This window comes from Agriterribacter sp. (assembly GCF_035497235.1).
In the GTDB taxonomy this organism is placed as follows: domain Bacteria; phylum Bacteroidota; class Bacteroidia; order Chitinophagales; family Chitinophagaceae; genus Agriterribacter.
Genome location: NZ_DATJEB010000022.1, coordinates 137,057 through 152,178, shown reverse-complemented (window position 1 = coordinate 152,178; position 15,122 = coordinate 137,057). Strand labels below are relative to the sequence as shown.

11 protein-coding genes are annotated in these 15,122 nt (G+C 43.3%); 8 read left to right on the top strand and 3 right to left on the bottom strand.

The genetic code is table 11. The features are described from left to right. The coding region (locus tag VL121_RS06910) for an MATE family efflux transporter (protein ID WP_325403555.1) at window positions 1–1,287 on the bottom strand (1,287 nt) is incomplete at its 3' end. A gap of 69 nt (window positions 1,288–1,356) precedes the next feature. Here VL121_RS06910 and VL121_RS06905 point away from each other — a divergent pair. Further along, window positions 1,357–2,346, top strand: a complete 990-nt coding sequence (locus VL121_RS06905) for a glycoside hydrolase family protein (RefSeq protein ID WP_325403553.1) — start codon at window positions 1,357–1,359, stop codon at window positions 2,344–2,346. A gap of 89 nt (window positions 2,347–2,435) precedes the next feature. Here the strand turns inward: VL121_RS06905 and VL121_RS06900 are convergent, their stop codons facing one another. Further along, entirely contained in the window at window positions 2,436–2,726 is a 291-nt protein-coding gene (locus VL121_RS06900) for an isoamylase early set domain-containing protein (RefSeq protein ID WP_325403551.1), read from the bottom strand. A 612-nt stretch (window positions 2,727–3,338) separates the two neighbouring features. Between VL121_RS06900 and VL121_RS06895 the strand changes: the two genes are divergently transcribed. Continuing rightward, window positions 3,339–4,259 carry a hypothetical protein gene (locus VL121_RS06895; RefSeq protein ID WP_325403549.1) on the top strand — a complete coding sequence of 307 codons (921 nt, stop codon included), beginning with the start codon at window positions 3,339–3,341 and terminating at the stop codon, window positions 4,257–4,259. Window positions 4,260–4,653: 394 nt separating this feature from the next. Further along, window positions 4,654–5,541 carry a fructosamine kinase family protein gene (locus tag VL121_RS06890; RefSeq protein WP_325403547.1) on the top strand — a complete coding sequence of 296 codons (888 nt, stop codon included), beginning with the start codon at window positions 4,654–4,656 and terminating at the stop codon, window positions 5,539–5,541. Window positions 5,542–5,680: 139 nt separating this feature from the next. Here the strand turns inward: VL121_RS06890 and VL121_RS06885 are convergent, their stop codons facing one another. Further along, window positions 5,681–6,067: an SET domain-containing protein-lysine N-methyltransferase gene (locus tag VL121_RS06885; protein ID WP_325403545.1), complete on the bottom strand. Its 387-nt coding sequence runs from the start codon at window positions 6,065–6,067 to the stop codon at window positions 5,681–5,683. Between the two features lie 85 nt (window positions 6,068–6,152). Here VL121_RS06885 and mgtE point away from each other — a divergent pair, with 85 nt between their 5' ends. The 5 genes from mgtE to VL121_RS06860 all read left to right on the top strand — a co-directional run bounded on the left by mgtE (window position 6,153) and on the right by VL121_RS06860 (window position 14,972). Further along, entirely contained in the window at window positions 6,153–7,544 is a 1,392-nt protein-coding gene (gene mgtE, locus VL121_RS06880) for a magnesium transporter (protein ID WP_325403543.1), read from the top strand. Window positions 7,545–7,559: 15 nt separating this feature from the next. After that, complete coding sequence (locus VL121_RS06875) at window positions 7,560–9,935, top strand: S9 family peptidase (protein WP_325403541.1); 2,376 nt, start codon at window positions 7,560–7,562, stop codon at window positions 9,933–9,935. Window positions 9,936–10,087: 152 nt separating this feature from the next. After that, window positions 10,088–10,681, top strand: coding sequence for a Crp/Fnr family transcriptional regulator (locus VL121_RS06870; protein WP_325403539.1), 594 nt, complete (start codon window positions 10,088–10,090; stop codon window positions 10,679–10,681). Between the two features lie 167 nt (window positions 10,682–10,848). Beyond that, window positions 10,849–12,684 carry a glutamine--fructose-6-phosphate transaminase (isomerizing) gene (gene glmS, locus VL121_RS06865; RefSeq protein ID WP_325403537.1) on the top strand — a complete coding sequence of 612 codons (1,836 nt, stop codon included), beginning with the start codon at window positions 10,849–10,851 and terminating at the stop codon, window positions 12,682–12,684. A 74-nt stretch (window positions 12,685–12,758) separates the two neighbouring features. Further along, window positions 12,759–14,972, top strand: coding sequence for a DUF4954 family protein (locus VL121_RS06860; RefSeq protein WP_325403535.1), 2,214 nt, complete (start codon window positions 12,759–12,761; stop codon window positions 14,970–14,972). Window positions 14,973–15,122: the final 150 nt, after the last annotated feature.

The window sequence follows — 15,122 nt, the reverse complement described above, 5'->3', positions numbered from 1 at the left end:
GGAACTGGAAAGTCCCGCAATAAACCCGATCCAGATGCCTGAAGCGCCCAACCCGGCATGGAAGGCCAGCCAATAACCAGCCGGAATACCCACTACCCAATAGGCAATGCCAATGAGCAGCGTAGGCACTTTTACATCTTTAATACCACGGAGCAAACCTGCGGCAATGGCCTGCGTGGCATCCGAAATCTGGAACACCGCTGCATAAATCAGCAACAATGCAGCCATCCGGATCACATCGGTATTTTTATTAAAGGCTACCGGCAGTATATTTCTAAGCAAGATGAAGATAAGCGCACAGAGTATACCATAAAGCAGGGCGGTGATAAGCGTACTTTTTCCGATAGTGGTTATTTTTAAGCCGTTCCTGCTACCATAGGCATTACTCACCCTTATAGAACTTCCCTGTGCCAGGCCCATAGAAACCATAAAGGTAAAGGAGGCGCAGCTCAGGGCAATCTGGTGGGCGGCCTGTTCTGTAGCGCCAATTGTTCCAATAATAATACCCGAAATGGCGAAGGCGCCACCTTCCATCCCTACCTGCAAGCTGCTGGGTACGCCAATATGCAGCAACTCCCTTATTGTTTTTAGCCGAAGCTTCCACTGGTTCTTTCTTACTATAATATAACGGCGAAACAGGGGGTGCCATAAAATAACGGCGCCAAGCGTAAGGAACATCAATGAACGGGTGATAAGCGTACCCCAGCCGGCGCCGGGTAATTCAAGCCGGGGAAGTCCCCAGTTGCCAAAGATCAGCAGCCAGTTGATGAATATATTAAAGGGAAGCGCCACCAGTGAAATAATCATTGCGGTTCGGGTGCGCTCCAAACCATCGGTAAACTGCTTGAGCGACATAAAAAGCAGCATAGGAATTACGCTCCACCCCATCAGTTCTAAAAAAGGAACCGCCAGAGCGGCTACTTCAGGGTCCTGCTTTAAATGAAAGAGCACATTTTTACCCAGCACAAGTGCTAAGGAAATAATAACAGCGGTTGCGGCGCATAACCAGAAGCCGTTGTAAAAGTAATGCGACACTTTTTGACTGTCTTTACGGCCATGCGACATAGATACTAATTGCGATACGGAAATGGTCATGCCAATGCCTATTACAAAAGGAATATTCAGAACAGCCAACACCAGCGCGCCAGCCGCTAATTGTTTATAACCCAGCGCGCCAACCATGGCGGTATCAATAATATGCAGTGCCATCTGGGCCAATTCACCCAGTATAATGGGAAACGATAAACGCAGGGTGCTTTTTGCTTCACCCCATAAGGATAAGTGCATACGGGAGTTAATGGCAGCAAAGATGAATAATTTTAAATAAAACGGTCTGCTTTTTCATTTCAAAACCGTATGGCTAAGCGTCAGGCATTGAAAAGAAATGTTTCAAATGCCCGGATTTTATTATTTTACAGCATGTACAAATCATCCTTTTTACTTTTGCTTGCCGCCTGCGCTATGCAGTGCAGTTCTTCCAAAAAAGGAAGTCGCAGCTCAACAGCATTCCCCGAAGAAATTGTTCATTTTGTTCCCTACGGGCATAATCCTGTTTTTGCAGGCACTGGTGCCAACACATGGGATGACCGGATTCGCGAACGGGGCTATATTCTCCGGGAAGACAGTACCTATTATCTTTGGTATACCGGTTACAAAAAAGGAGAAGATAATGCAAAGTACTTAGGATATGCAACATCGCCGGATGGTTATACCTGGACAAGGTATAAAGACAATCCTGTTTATTCGGCAGGCTGGGTGGAAGACATGTCGGTTATTCATGTGGACAGCACTTATTATATGTTTGCCGAGGGTAGAGATGATATTGCGCACCTGCTTACATCTACCGACAGAATTCATTGGACAGAACAGGGCCCGCTGGATATTCGTATGGTTAACGGCGTGCCCATTTCAAAGGGAGCGTACGGAACACCAACGGTGTGGAAAGAAAACGGTACCTGGTATTTGTTTTATGAGCGTGGCGACCTGGGCGTTTGGCTTGCTGTTTCCAAAAACCTGAAGCAGTGGACCAATGTGCAGGATGGCCCCGTGTTAAAGATGGGCCCGGAACCGTATGACCGGTATGCCGTTGCCATGAACCAGGTAATAAAACACAAAGGAAGATACTATGGATATTACCATGCTTCCGCTTATGCAAACTGGCGGGAGTGGTCAACCTGCGTGGCAGTGTCGGATGATTTGATACACTGGAAAAAATATAAAAAGAACCCCATTATAGGTAACAATACTTCAAGTGGAATTATAGTAAATGATGGTAAACGGTTCAGAATGTATACGATGCATCCTGATATGAGGGTGTTTTTACAGGCTAATGACAGCTTGCCTTAATGGCAGGCAGGTAAATAGTTACATAAAATTAAAGCCGGCAACCCAATACAAACAAAATGGTTACCGGCTTTAAAATTGGAGAATAATAATTAAATGGTGATAATGCTGTTGGTACCACCATAGATATTCAGCTTTTGCCCATCGGCTTCAGATTCGTTTACCCACTCTGTTTCATTTATCCTGTATTTGAACTCGTGTTTTGAATCTTTGGGAAGATTAACCTCCGCGCTGAAAGTTCCATCCTTTTTTTTACTCATAATAATAGCGTTCTCCCAGTCGCTGTTTAATCCTAATATTTCTACTGTTTCGGCGTTTTCAGGTTTAAAAGCGAATTTTACTTTGCAATAATCTTTGGTCTTAAAATAGGTTTTCTGTACCATGTTTTTTCTTTTAAATGTTGGTTTATAAATACAATCAATGGCTGCAAAGCAATGCGGCAAAGGTAAACACCTTTAGCTGCCTTTAATACAATGAAATGTAAAAAGTAACCTCATAACGCGTAATGGTTTATCCACATATATGTGTATAACCACTTTTCCAGAAGCTATAATGAGTTAAATTATATACTATTTTATTAAAAATAACTATTATAAGCATTTTATAATCAATTATTTATTATACTTTCTCTTACCTGTTCATATTATTAACTTAATAACTGTATGCTGCTTGTAACAATAGAAGCCTTATCCGTTTTTACACTACAAGTAAATGAATGATTAATTGGACTTCCGGTAAAACGATACAGATTAGCCAACTAAAAAAAGGCTTATTGGGGTATTGGGGGCCTACTTTGCGCTGTACAACAAACTGTTCACAGAATAGTCATCCCGCTTGCAGGCCGCCGGAATTAATGGCTTATAAATTAGTTAGCATTAACTCAATTCAGCCCGAAATAAAACTGCTCTTTTTACGTTAAACAAGGATTGCCGGTTGGGATGAAATGACTTTTATAATCCTTCAGCCGGCTTCCCTTCATTGTAAATATTATGTGTATGAAGCAGAACATGCATTTCCTCCAATTGTTTTCAGTTGCTTTATTGCTCAGCTTTACGGCTTGTAAAAAAGATAATCACTCCGGTACGGAAAAAGATGACGCTGAGATTTCGGTTCATGCAGATGATGAAGCTTTTTTTACTGCAGAGACCAATGCAGTTTTTAACGATGCTAATCTTGTGCTGGATGATGGATATTCCAGTCCCCGTAACCAGGACAATATTATTTGCGATGCTGCTATAGCGGTTGACCTGTTGAGCAACCCACAAACCATTACTATTTCCTTTAATGGCGGAGCATGTTTGGGAAGCCGTACCCGGGAAGGCGTTATCGTATTATCAGCGCCTACGGGCACACAATGGAAAAATGCAGGAGCGTCATTTAAAATCCAGTATAAAGATTTTAAGATTACGCGTAAGACAGATAAAAAAAGCATAACCATTAATGGTGAGCAGGCATTTACCAATGTGAGCGGAGGATTATTACTTGAACTGTCCTCGCTGGCATCCATTATACATACGGTTTCCAGCAGCGGCCTGAGTGTTACATTTAATAATGGTGCAAAGCGTAGCTGGCAAATAGCGCAGCAACGGGTATTTACTTACGATAAGGGTATCGTTCTTTCTGTTACAGGCACCCATACCGAAGGCGAAGACAATCATGTTGCTATTTGGGGATTTAACCGCTTCGGCACTGCATTTACCAGTTCCATCACCGATCCTTTAGTGATTCGGCAGGATTGTAATTTTCGTTTAACCGGAGGTGCCATTAAACATACGGTTGGCCCAGCTACCGCTACCGCCACATTCGGACTGGATGCAGGCGGAAACCCCGTTTCATGTCCTTCCGGAAATTATTATTACAAATTAGTATGGACCGGCCCCAATGGAAATAGCTTTACCGCGATGGTGGCGTATTAGCAGTTAGTAATCAGCCGTTGGCTATCAGGTGGTAACTACTAACGATAGGATGAATACTTGAATGGTGAGTACAGTGTTGCAGGTTACAGGGCAGGTTTCGGCGTGCATAGTTGTTCTAACTTCCAGTATTTGTTTACGCCTCGCAAAGGCGGTACGTTTATAAACGTCATTGGCGGTAGGGCGCAGGTTACAAGCTGCAGGTTGCAGGGTAGCTATTAACGATAGTGTGAATATTCCTCTTCTGCAGAATCTGACTGCTGACAGCCTTCCCCGGATTTCGGGCTTCGGATTTAATATTTGTCATTTGCATTTTACCTGGTTCTTGTGATTGGGTCTTTGTTATTTATTTTTGTCCTTTCCACATTACCTTCGCTGCAAATAACATCCGGGGCTTATGTTACACGCTTCCTTGCTTGAGCATTTACAACAGCGGTTCACCGATTTCTTTTCTTCTTCCACATTCATACACCAATATAAAGTTGTACATGGCGGAGATACCAACAGGTGCTTTATGCTTGAAACTAATAAAGGCAGTTTCTTTATTAAGGTAAATGCTGCTTTGTTTGGACTGGATATGTTTGAAAAAGAAGCAAGAGGGTTAATACAGCTTGCAGATACCGGCGCCATAAAAGTACCGCGGCCGCTCTTTGATGGAAAGTTTAACCAGCAAATATTCCTGGTAATAGAATATATAGAGCCTGGACAGCCCGCTCCCGGCTTTTGGGAAGACTTTGGCAGAAGCCTGTCGCAGCTCCATTACAACAGTACGGAACAGTTTGGGCTAAGCAGCAATAATTACATCGGCAAGCTGGCGCAGTCTAACACGCAGCACAGCTTGTGGACGAACTTTTATGCTGAAGAAAGAATACTTCCCTTAGTGCGCAAAGCAAATGAAAAAGGCATGCTTGAGCCGGAGCATGTGGCGGCTGCAGAACAAATTTGCAGCAAGCTGCCTGCTATTTTCATGGAAGAACAGCCTTCATTGTTACACGGCGATTTGTGGAATGGTAATTTTATTGCCGGTGCTAACGGGCAGGCCGCAATATTTGATCCTGCCATATATTTCGGGCACCGGGAGATGGACATTGCCATGACCCTGCTTTTTGGAGGATTTGATGGAATATTTTACGAGGCGTATGCACATCATTTTCCGTTGCAGCCCGGCTGGCAGCAACGTGTGGCGCTATGCCAGTTGTATCCGCTCCTGGTGCATTTATTATTGTTTGGCGGAAACTACAGGGAAAAGGTAGTTGAAACGCTCAGGCAATATAAGTACAATTAAAAACAAAATTTGGTTACTGTAAATATCAAATCCAAAATCTGAAGATGAAACCAGGTGTTCGGCGAGAGGTAAAAGGAGAAAAGAGTATTCTCATCCTTAGTAGTTACCCACCTGATAGCTGATTGCTACAAATAAGCATTTAATTTTTTACATCAAACCACACTTTTTTAGTATTGTTCCAGGCGCCATTATAATTAATAGTCAGTTCCTCTCCCGGGCGAACAGCGCTTACTGTTTTGATATACATGGTACCCTCATCATAATCCATGAAATATTCGCAGTTGGCCCGGTAGGAGTGATTGTATACCGCGATATAGCCGAGCGCCATACAGCATTGATCCTTGTTTTTTCCCCATACAAAAATATAATCATGTAAAAGGGTTTGATCCAGGAGTTTTCTTTCATCGCCGTTCATTACAATTACAGGGGATATTTCAACAATCGTTCCCGCTGTGATTTTTTTGCGGGTAAAAACGCCCCGTCCTTTATCTTTGATGTTATCTATGTACAGGTACTCAGAAAGCATATTGTGCAAAGAAATAGGTGAGTTTAATATGGAATAGGATGATGGTCAAAGCTATTTCTAATTTTGCAACATCAAAATAAAAATTATGGCCTTTGAACAGGAAGCGGTTTCATTGCAGGATCAGTTTAACGAAGCGATTGCTTCCAATGATAAATTAATTATACAGGATTTCCTGAATAACCAGAACATCAGCGATGTGGCCCAACTGATCAGTGATAATGAAGCATATGAAACCCAGATCATATCCATTCTTTCGCCGCACAGAGCCGTAAGCACTTTTAAAATATTAGACGTACCCGAACAAAAAAGAATCATCAAATCCCTGCCCCCGCTCAAAACCGCCGAATTGCTCAATGAACTGCCTGCGGATGACCGTACCGCCTTCCTTGAAGAATTATCTACCGGCGCGGTAAGGGAATTAATTAAACTGCTCGATCCGGAAGAAAGAAAAATAACGCTCTCCCTCCTGGGTTATCCCGAAGGATCTGTTGGACGCCTGATGATACCGGATTATATAGCCGTACATGAAGACTGGACGGTGGAAGAGGTATTGCATGAAATCAGAACAGAAGGAAAACACATTGAAACGATTGATGTAGTTTATATTATAAATGAAAAGGGGGCGTTTGTAGATGATATCCGGATAAGGGAAATTATACTGGCCAGTCCGGACACTATCCTTGCCGACATTATTGACCGCCGGTTCATTGCACTGAACGTGCACGACAACCAGGAAGAAGCCAATAATATATTTAAAATGAACAACAGGGTAGCCCTTCCCGTTGTAGACGATAATAATATACTGCTCGGCATTGTAACTATTGACGATGTGCTTTGGGTTGCCAACGAAGGATTTACGGAAAACATACAAAGAATAGGAGGTACCGAGGCATTGGACGAGCCCTATCTTGAAATGCCTTTGTTTAAACTTTTTCGTAAAAGGGCAGGATGGCTGGTTGTTCTTTTCCTGGGGGAAATGTTAACGGCCACTGCCATGAGCTATTTTGAAGATGAGATTACCAAAGCTATTGTGTTGGCACTCTTTGTGCCGCTTATCATTTCAAGCGGGGGTAACAGCGGGTCACAGGCTTCTACTTTAATTATACAGGCCATGGCCATGGGCGAAGTATATATTTCCGACTGGCTGCGGGTGTTAAAAAGAGAGATATTATCCGGACTGATGCTGGGTACAGTATTAGGGGCCATCGGTTTTTTACGCATAGAGCTGTGGTCGCATATTTTTCCGGAGGTATATGGAGTACATTCTTTTTTTATAGCGCTAACAGTAGGTTTTTCTTTAATTGGCGTAGTACTGTGGGGAACGATCAGCGGTTCCATGCTGCCGCTTTTTCTTAAAAAACTGGGCGCCGATCCTGCCGCATCATCTGCTCCTTTTGTGGCTACATTGGTAGATGTTACAGGATTAGTGATTTACTTTTCTGTAGCGTATATTTTCCTGCAGGGTATTTTACTCTGATATAAAATCAGCGTCATGAAAAAAAACGGTCTTGTTGTTCTCATCGTATTTACCGGCTCCTTTGTGTTTGCTCAGTCGCTGGCGCCACTAACTGTTGAAAAAATTATGCGAGATCCCAAATGGATAGGAACTTCTCCGTCAAATCCATTGTGGAGCGCTGATGGAAAAACACTCTATTTTAACTGGAACCCGGATAAGGCTCCGGCTGATTCATTGTATTATATAACCGGTAGCAACATAACACCGCAAAAAGTACCGGCATTTCAAAAAGAAGACATCGTATACGCCCGTGATATTACATTTAATGCCGCAAAAACCGCGTACGTATATGCCAAAGAAGGCGATATATTTATAGTTGATAATAGATCCGGCAAAATAAAACGCATTACACAAACAGCAGAACCGGAATCGGCGCCCGGTTTCTCATTTAACGATACCAAAATAATATACCAGCTGAATCATAATTTATACGCCTGGGATATTGCCAACGGGGAAACGATACAGCTTACCCGGTTTCAAAAAGGCGATGATCCAGCGGCAAACGAAAAAAATAAAAAGCTAAACAGCCAGGAAGAGTGGCTGAAAAAAGATCAGTTGAACCAGATAGCAGTACTGAAGGAGAGAAAGGAGAAAAAAGATATATCGGATGCTTATGCCAAAAGCCTGTCCAAAACAAAAAAGCCGCGAACCATTTATACCGGCGGCAGAAATGTACATAATCTTCAGATAAGCTCCAACGGCCGCTTTGTAAGTTATATTCTGTTTAAGGAGGCGTCCGGCGCAAGACATACCATCGTTCCCAATTATGTTACAGAGAGCGGTTTTACGGAAGCTATTAATGGCCGAACCAAGGTAGGCGCTCCTTCGGGATTATCTGAATTGTTTGTATTTGACAGGGAAAAAGATACCGCGATTGCAGTTACAACGGAAGGTATACCCGGTATACGCGATTTGCCCGATTATGTAAAAGATTATCCTGAATTATTAAAGATAAAAAAACAGGAAAACGCGGTCAGGGAGGTTAGCATAGCCAGGGTTACCTGGTCGCCCAAAGGCAATTATGCCGTGGTTGACATGAATGCGCGGGATAACAAAGACAGGTGGCTGATGCAATTAGACGCAGTTACCGGGAAGCTATCGGTATTAGACCGGCAACGTGATGAAGCCTGGGTGGGAGGACCCGGTATAAACAGCGACAATACAGGATGGATCAATGAAAACCTGTTTTGGTTTCAGTCGGAAGCCACCGGGTATTCGCATATTTACACTGCAGATGTTGTTAGTGGAAAAAAAACGGCGCTTACTGCCGGCCAATATGAAGTGCAGCAGTGCCGGCTATCCGGCAACAGCAAATATTTTTATATTACCACTAATGAAGCGCATTCCGGCGAACAGCAATTGTATCGTTTACCCGTAACCGGTGGTAAAGCGGCGCGGATCACCACCATGACAGGCGCTAACCGGGCAACAATTTCCCCCGGCGAAAAACAGGCGGCAATACTGTATTCTTATTCCAATAAACCATGGGAATTGTATTTGCAGGATAACAAGCCTGGCGGAAAAGCAGCACAGCTCACCTTTAATGCACAAAGCGATGCTTTTAAATCCTATAGCTGGCGCGACCCGGAACTTGTATACATTACCGCAAACGATGGTAAGCAGGTACCGGCACGCTTATACCGTCCGGCTAACCCGCATCCGTTCAAACCAGCGGTAATATTCGTACACGGGGCAGGCTACCTGCAAAACGCGCATAAATGGTGGAGCAGTTATTTCCGCGAATACATGTTTCATAACCTGCTTGCCGATAATGGCTATTACGTGCTGGATATGGATTATCGGGCCAGCGCCGGTTATGGCCGTAACTGGCGTACCGGCATATACCGCCATATGGGTGGCAAAGACCTGGCTGATAATATTGACGGTGCAAAATATCTTACGGAAAAATGCGGCGTTAATCCGGAGCGCATAGGCATATACGGTGGTTCCTATGGCGGTTTTATTACACTCATGGCATTGTTTACCGCTCCCGGCACGTTTGCTGCCGGTGCGGCGTTACGGCCCGTAACCGACTGGGCGCATTACAATCAGGGCTACACTTCCAATATTTTAAATACACCTGCACAAGACAGCATCGCTTACCGAAAAAGCTCACCCATTTATTTTGCGGAAGGACTGCAGGATCATTTGCTTATTTGTCATGGCGTGGTAGATGTGAATGTTCATTTCCAGGATGTGATGCGGCTTAATCAGCGCCTGGTAGAGCTGGAAAAAAACAACTGGCAGGTAGCGTTATACCCGGTAGAAGATCACGGCTTTGCGGAACCCTCAAGCTGGACGGATGAATATAAGCGCATATATAAATTGTTTGAAGATGTATTAAAACAATAGCGGTGATTTTTTTGTGTGAAACAAATGCGGCAGTTTGAAATGCCCCAATTCATAAGCGCCCGCTCAAGCTCAGTAATTCTGGTTACCTTCGGTTGCAGGGAATATAATAAACATCCTTCTATACTTCCTGGTTAGGGATAAATTAAATGGATATGCCGGACAAAGAAAAACAGGTGGAAACGTTTCTTATAAAAACAGGTTTATTTGACAGCGTGTTCCTCGAAGAATTTTTAGCAGAGAGGAGATCAGTGGATATTAAAAAAGGTGAATTTCTTGTTGAAGAAGGCCAGCTTTGCCGTTCTGTTTACTTTTTACATTCAGGCATCATTACTTTATTTTTAAACAAAGATGGTGAAGAACATGTAAAGGATTTTTTGATGGGCGGGAAGTTTATCACCGCTTACACCAGCTTAATAACAGGCAAACCTTCCCGGATTTATTTAAGGGCTGAACAGGATATTGAACTGTCGGCCTGGGATGGTGCCTACTTTAAAAGACTTATTGCTCATCATCATACATGGACTGCATTTGCCAGGGCAATGGCTGAACAGCTTTTTTTCAGGAAAGAGCAGAGAGAGATCAGTTTGCTTCATGATACCGAAGAAGAAAGATATGTGCAACTGCTTGAAGAATTTTCCGGCCTTTCACAACAGGTTCCGCAATATCTTATTGCCAGTTACCTGGGTATTAAGCCACAGTTTTTGAGCAGGATCCGAAAAACAATGCCCCAAAGTTTGCGCGGCTGAACTTCCGGAAAAGAATTACCCCTGCTATTGCTTACCCTAATACCCTTGTTTCAGTACAGAAAAGAACCATAGCATAACTATTGCTGCCTTTTTTTATATAATATTGCGCAATCGTTTGCGTTCAATAGTATACTTATCAGTAAGGTAAAACATATAAAATATTTACAATGTGTGGAATTGTTGCTTACATCGGACATCGCCAGGCCTATCCCGTTATTATTAAAGGATTAAAAAGGTTAGAATACCGGGGCTACGACAGCGCGGGAGTGGCGCTTTTAAATCATGGTGTTAAATTGTATAAAAAGAAAGGGAAAGTAGCCAATCTTGAAGAGTCAACTTTAGGACGGGACCTGGAAGCACATATAGGAATTGGCCATACCCGCTGGGCCACGCATGGTGAACCCAGTGACAGAAACGCTCACCCGCATCGTTCTGCCAATGGTAAATTGGCTATGATCCATAATGGTATTATTGAAAACTATGCTTCGCTTAAGCAGGAGCTCATTAAAAAAGGATACCAGTTTCTCAGCGATACAGACACCGAAGTGCTGCTTTATTTTATTGAAGACATTCAGAAGAATAACAGCAGCACCCTGGAAGAAGCACTGCGCATTGCTTTGAAACGGGTGGTAGGCGCTTATGTAATTGTACTGATTGACCAGGACAACCCGGATACGCTCATTGCCGCAAGAAAAGGCAGTCCGCTGGTAATAGGTATTGGTAAAGGCGAACATTTTTTAGCCAGTGACGCATCACCCATTATTGAATACACCAAGGAAGTGGTATATGTTAATGATTACGAAATTGCCATTATTAAACCGGACGAACTGATCTTAAAGAACCTGGGCAACGAAAGGCAAACGCCTTTCATTCAAAAATTAGACCTGGAACTGGCGGCTATAGAAAAAGGTGGCTATGATCATTTTATGCTCAAGGAAATTTTTGAACAGCCTCATACCATTTACGACTGTTTAAGAGGCAGGCTTGATGTGGCGCAGGGAACCATCACCATGTCGGGCATCCGGAACAATATGGAACAAATTAAAAACGCCAACCGCATACTGATCATCGCCTGCGGTACGTCCTGGCATGCCGGCTTAGTGGCGGAATATGTGATAGAAGAACTATGCCGCATTCCGGTTGAAGTAGAATATGCTTCCGAGTTCAGGTACAGGAACCCCATTATTCATAAGGGAGATATGATCATAGCCATTTCGCAAAGCGGCGAAACCGCGGATACGCTGGTAGCTATAGAAAGAGCAAAAGAACAGGGCGCTGTTATTCTGGGCATCGTAAACGTAGTGGGTTCATCCATCTCCCGTATATCGCACGCCGGCGCCTACACCCATGCGGGTCCGGAAATTGGCGTGGCCAGTACAAAAGCATTTACGGCGCAGCTCACTGTGCTAACAATGGTGGCACTTATGATCGCTAAAGAAAGGGCAACCATTAGCCATGACCGTTATATACATCTCCTCAACGAATTAAATGAGGTACCCGAAAAAGTAAAACATGCTTTGGAAAACGCCGAACATATAAAAGCGGTAGCCTTAAAATACAAAGATGTGTCGGACGCCCTGTTCCTGGGCCGCGGCTATAATTTTCCGATAGCGCTGGAAGGCGCGTTAAAGCTCAAGGAAATATCATATATACATGCCGAAGGATACCCGGCAGCGGAAATGAAACATGGTCCCATAGCGCTGGTAGATGAATCATTACCCGTTGTGTTTGTAGCTACAAAAGATACCTGTCACGAAAAGATCATCAGCAATATACAGGAAATAAAAGCCCGTAAAGGAAAGGTAATTGCCGTAATTACCGAAGGTGATGAAATCATTACAGGCATGGCCGATGATGTATTGCCCGTACCTGAAGCGGATGAACTGATAGCGCCCATCATCAGTACTATTCCTTTACAACTGTTTTCCTATTATATAGGAGTAGCGAAAGGCTATGATGTAGACAAGCCGCGGAATCTGGCCAAGAGCGTTACGGTGGAATAAGTAGTGAGTAACTGGCTGATACCTGACACCAGCAACCAATCTCAAATATTAAATCTCAGATTTCAAATTTCCTCATGAACCAGATCAACAAAAAAGCTATTAATTCGTTAGGCTATAATTTTATTGCTCCTGAATACCTGCCGGAAGGAAAGGATGAATATCACCTGCGTAATATTCAAAACAGGAACGGCATTCAATACCGCGGGTTAACAGCATGGGAAATTGAAGTGCTGGTACGTAACCGCAATACTTCCGATGACTGGAATAAGCTGCTGGTGTCTGACGCTTTTAACCCGGAACTGGTAAAGAATTGTAAGTTTTTCGGATTGGTGCGCATTGGTAAATTAGAAGCTTATTACTTAGAATACCATAACCTGCGAATGCCCGTTGGTTTATACAACAGCACCATCATCAGTTGCGATTTTGGCGACAATGTGGTAGTAGACAATGTAAATTATCTTTCTCATTATATTATTGGCAGCGAAGTGATACTGGTAAATATTCACGAGTTGGCTACCACCAGCACGGCTAAATTTGGTAATGGCATTATTAAGAAAGGGGAGAGTGAAAATATCCGCATCTGGCTGGAAATATGTAATGAAAACGGGGGAAGGAAAGTAATTCCGTTTACCCGCATGCTGCCCGGCGATGCCTGGTTATGGTCTAAATACCGGGATGATGAAGTGCTGCTTGAAAAATTTAAATGGTTCACGCAAAAAGAATATGATGTTCAACGGGGATACTATGGTAAAATAGGCGACCGTACCATTATCAAAAATACGAGCATCATTAAGGATGTGTGGATTGGCTCGGACGCTTATATTAAAGGCGCCAACAAACTAAAAAATCTTACTGTTAATTCATCTCCTGAAGCGCCCTCACAAATAGGAGAGGGCTGTGAAATGGTAAATGGAATTATAGGGCTGGGTTGTAAAGCCTTTTACGGGGTTAAAGCCATTCGTTTCATTATGGCATCTCACTCCCAGTTAAAATACGGTGCACGGCTGCTCAATTCTTATCTCGGTAACAATTCTACCATTTCCTGCTGCGAAGTGCTCAACTCACTGATCTTTCCATCGCATGAGCAACACCATAACAATTCTTTTTTATGTGCAGCCACCGTAATGGGACAAAGCAATATGGCAGCGGGGGCTACTATAGGCTCTAATCACAATTCACGCAGCCCCGATGGCGAGCTTATTGCCGGCCGTGGTTTTTGGCCCGGCCTCTGCGTAAGCCTCAAACACAATTCCAAATTCGCCTCTTTTAATATTCTTGCCAAAGGCGATTACCCGTATGAATTGAATATTCCTTTTCCCTTTGCGCTGATCAGCAATGACCTCGCAAAAGACCAACTGGTTGTAATGCCTGCTTACTGGTTCATGTATAATTTATATGCCATTGCGCGCAATGAATGGAAATACAATGACCGGGATGCCCGTATAGAAAAAGATCAGCGTATTGAGTTTGACGCGCTGGCGCCGGATACCATTAATGAATTATTAATCGCGCTGCAATTGCTGGCGTTGTATACGGGAAAATCTTTTTCGGAAAGAAAAGACCCCGGAAAAAAATTTTCTGATAAAGCATATATTAAAACCGGCAAAAAACTTTTAGAAACAAAAGATAAGGTCATTGATGAACTGGAAATTGTGGCCGAAGGATTGGAGAACAGTGACCGCAAAACCATTATTATTAAGGTACAGCAGGCATATACTATATTCAGGCAACTGGTAATATACTATGGAGCGGTACAATGTATTGCACAATTTTTGGAAAACGATCTTAAAAGTTTTGCTGCGCTGAGTAAACAACTGCCATCCGTTCCCAAACGAAATCAATGGATCAATGTTGGGGGGCAGCTCATAGCTGAAGAAGAAGTAGAGAAATTCAGGAAGCACGTTCGGGCCGGCAAAATAAAAAGCTGGGACGATGTGCATGCATTTTATACCATGCAGGGGCAGGCATATGACGCTGATAAATTTGAGCACGCGTTCGCGGCGTTATTAGAAGTGCTTGGTATTTCCGTTGCAGCATTTACCCCGGAAATTTTTAAGCAAATATTACTTCAGTCTGTACAAACCAAAGCATGGTTAACAGATGGCATTTACGAATCCAGGGCGAAAGATTATACCAATCCTTTCCGTACCATGATTTTCGGCAACAAAGAAGAGATGGATAATGTGTGGGGAAAATTGGAAGATAATAGTTTTATTGCCCTGCAGCAGGCAGCATTAAACGGTTTTAAGAAAAAGGTGAACGCGCTTATTAAAGACCTGAAATTGTAAGCAGACGCGATTGTATGCCGGGCATTCTGTACAACAAAAGCCTGCATGGTTCTGATACGCCACTAATATACCAATGAATGTTTGCAGGCTTTTTTAAATAAAATACATATTGGAACACCCGGTGCCTGCGGTGTCCTTGTTGAAAAGATT

Excerpts from the sequence above, each read along its gene's own strand:
- VL121_RS06860 (WP_325403535.1), top strand. The coding sequence starts at position 12,759 with ATGAACCAGATCAACAAAAAAGCTATTAATTCGTTAGGCTATAATTTT.
- glmS (WP_325403537.1), top strand. The coding sequence starts at position 10,849 with ATGTGTGGAATTGTTGCTTACATCGGACATCGCCAGGCCTATCCCGTT.
- VL121_RS06870 (WP_325403539.1), top strand. The coding sequence starts at position 10,088 with ATGCCGGACAAAGAAAAACAGGTGGAAACGTTTCTTATAAAAACAGGT.
- mgtE (WP_325403543.1), top strand. The coding sequence starts at position 6,153 with ATGGCCTTTGAACAGGAAGCGGTTTCATTGCAGGATCAGTTTAACGAA.
- VL121_RS06875 (WP_325403541.1), top strand. The coding sequence starts at position 7,560 with ATGAAAAAAAACGGTCTTGTTGTTCTCATCGTATTTACCGGCTCCTTT.
- VL121_RS06890 (WP_325403547.1), top strand. The coding sequence starts at position 4,654 with ATGTTACACGCTTCCTTGCTTGAGCATTTACAACAGCGGTTCACCGAT.
- VL121_RS06900 (WP_325403551.1), bottom strand. The coding sequence starts at position 2,726 with ATGGTACAGAAAACCTATTTTAAGACCAAAGATTATTGCAAAGTAAAA.
- VL121_RS06885 (WP_325403545.1), bottom strand. The coding sequence starts at position 6,067 with ATGCTTTCTGAGTACCTGTACATAGATAACATCAAAGATAAAGGACGG.
- VL121_RS06905 (WP_325403553.1), top strand. The coding sequence starts at position 1,357 with ATGGCTAAGCGTCAGGCATTGAAAAGAAATGTTTCAAATGCCCGGATT.
- VL121_RS06895 (WP_325403549.1), top strand. The coding sequence starts at position 3,339 with ATGAAGCAGAACATGCATTTCCTCCAATTGTTTTCAGTTGCTTTATTG.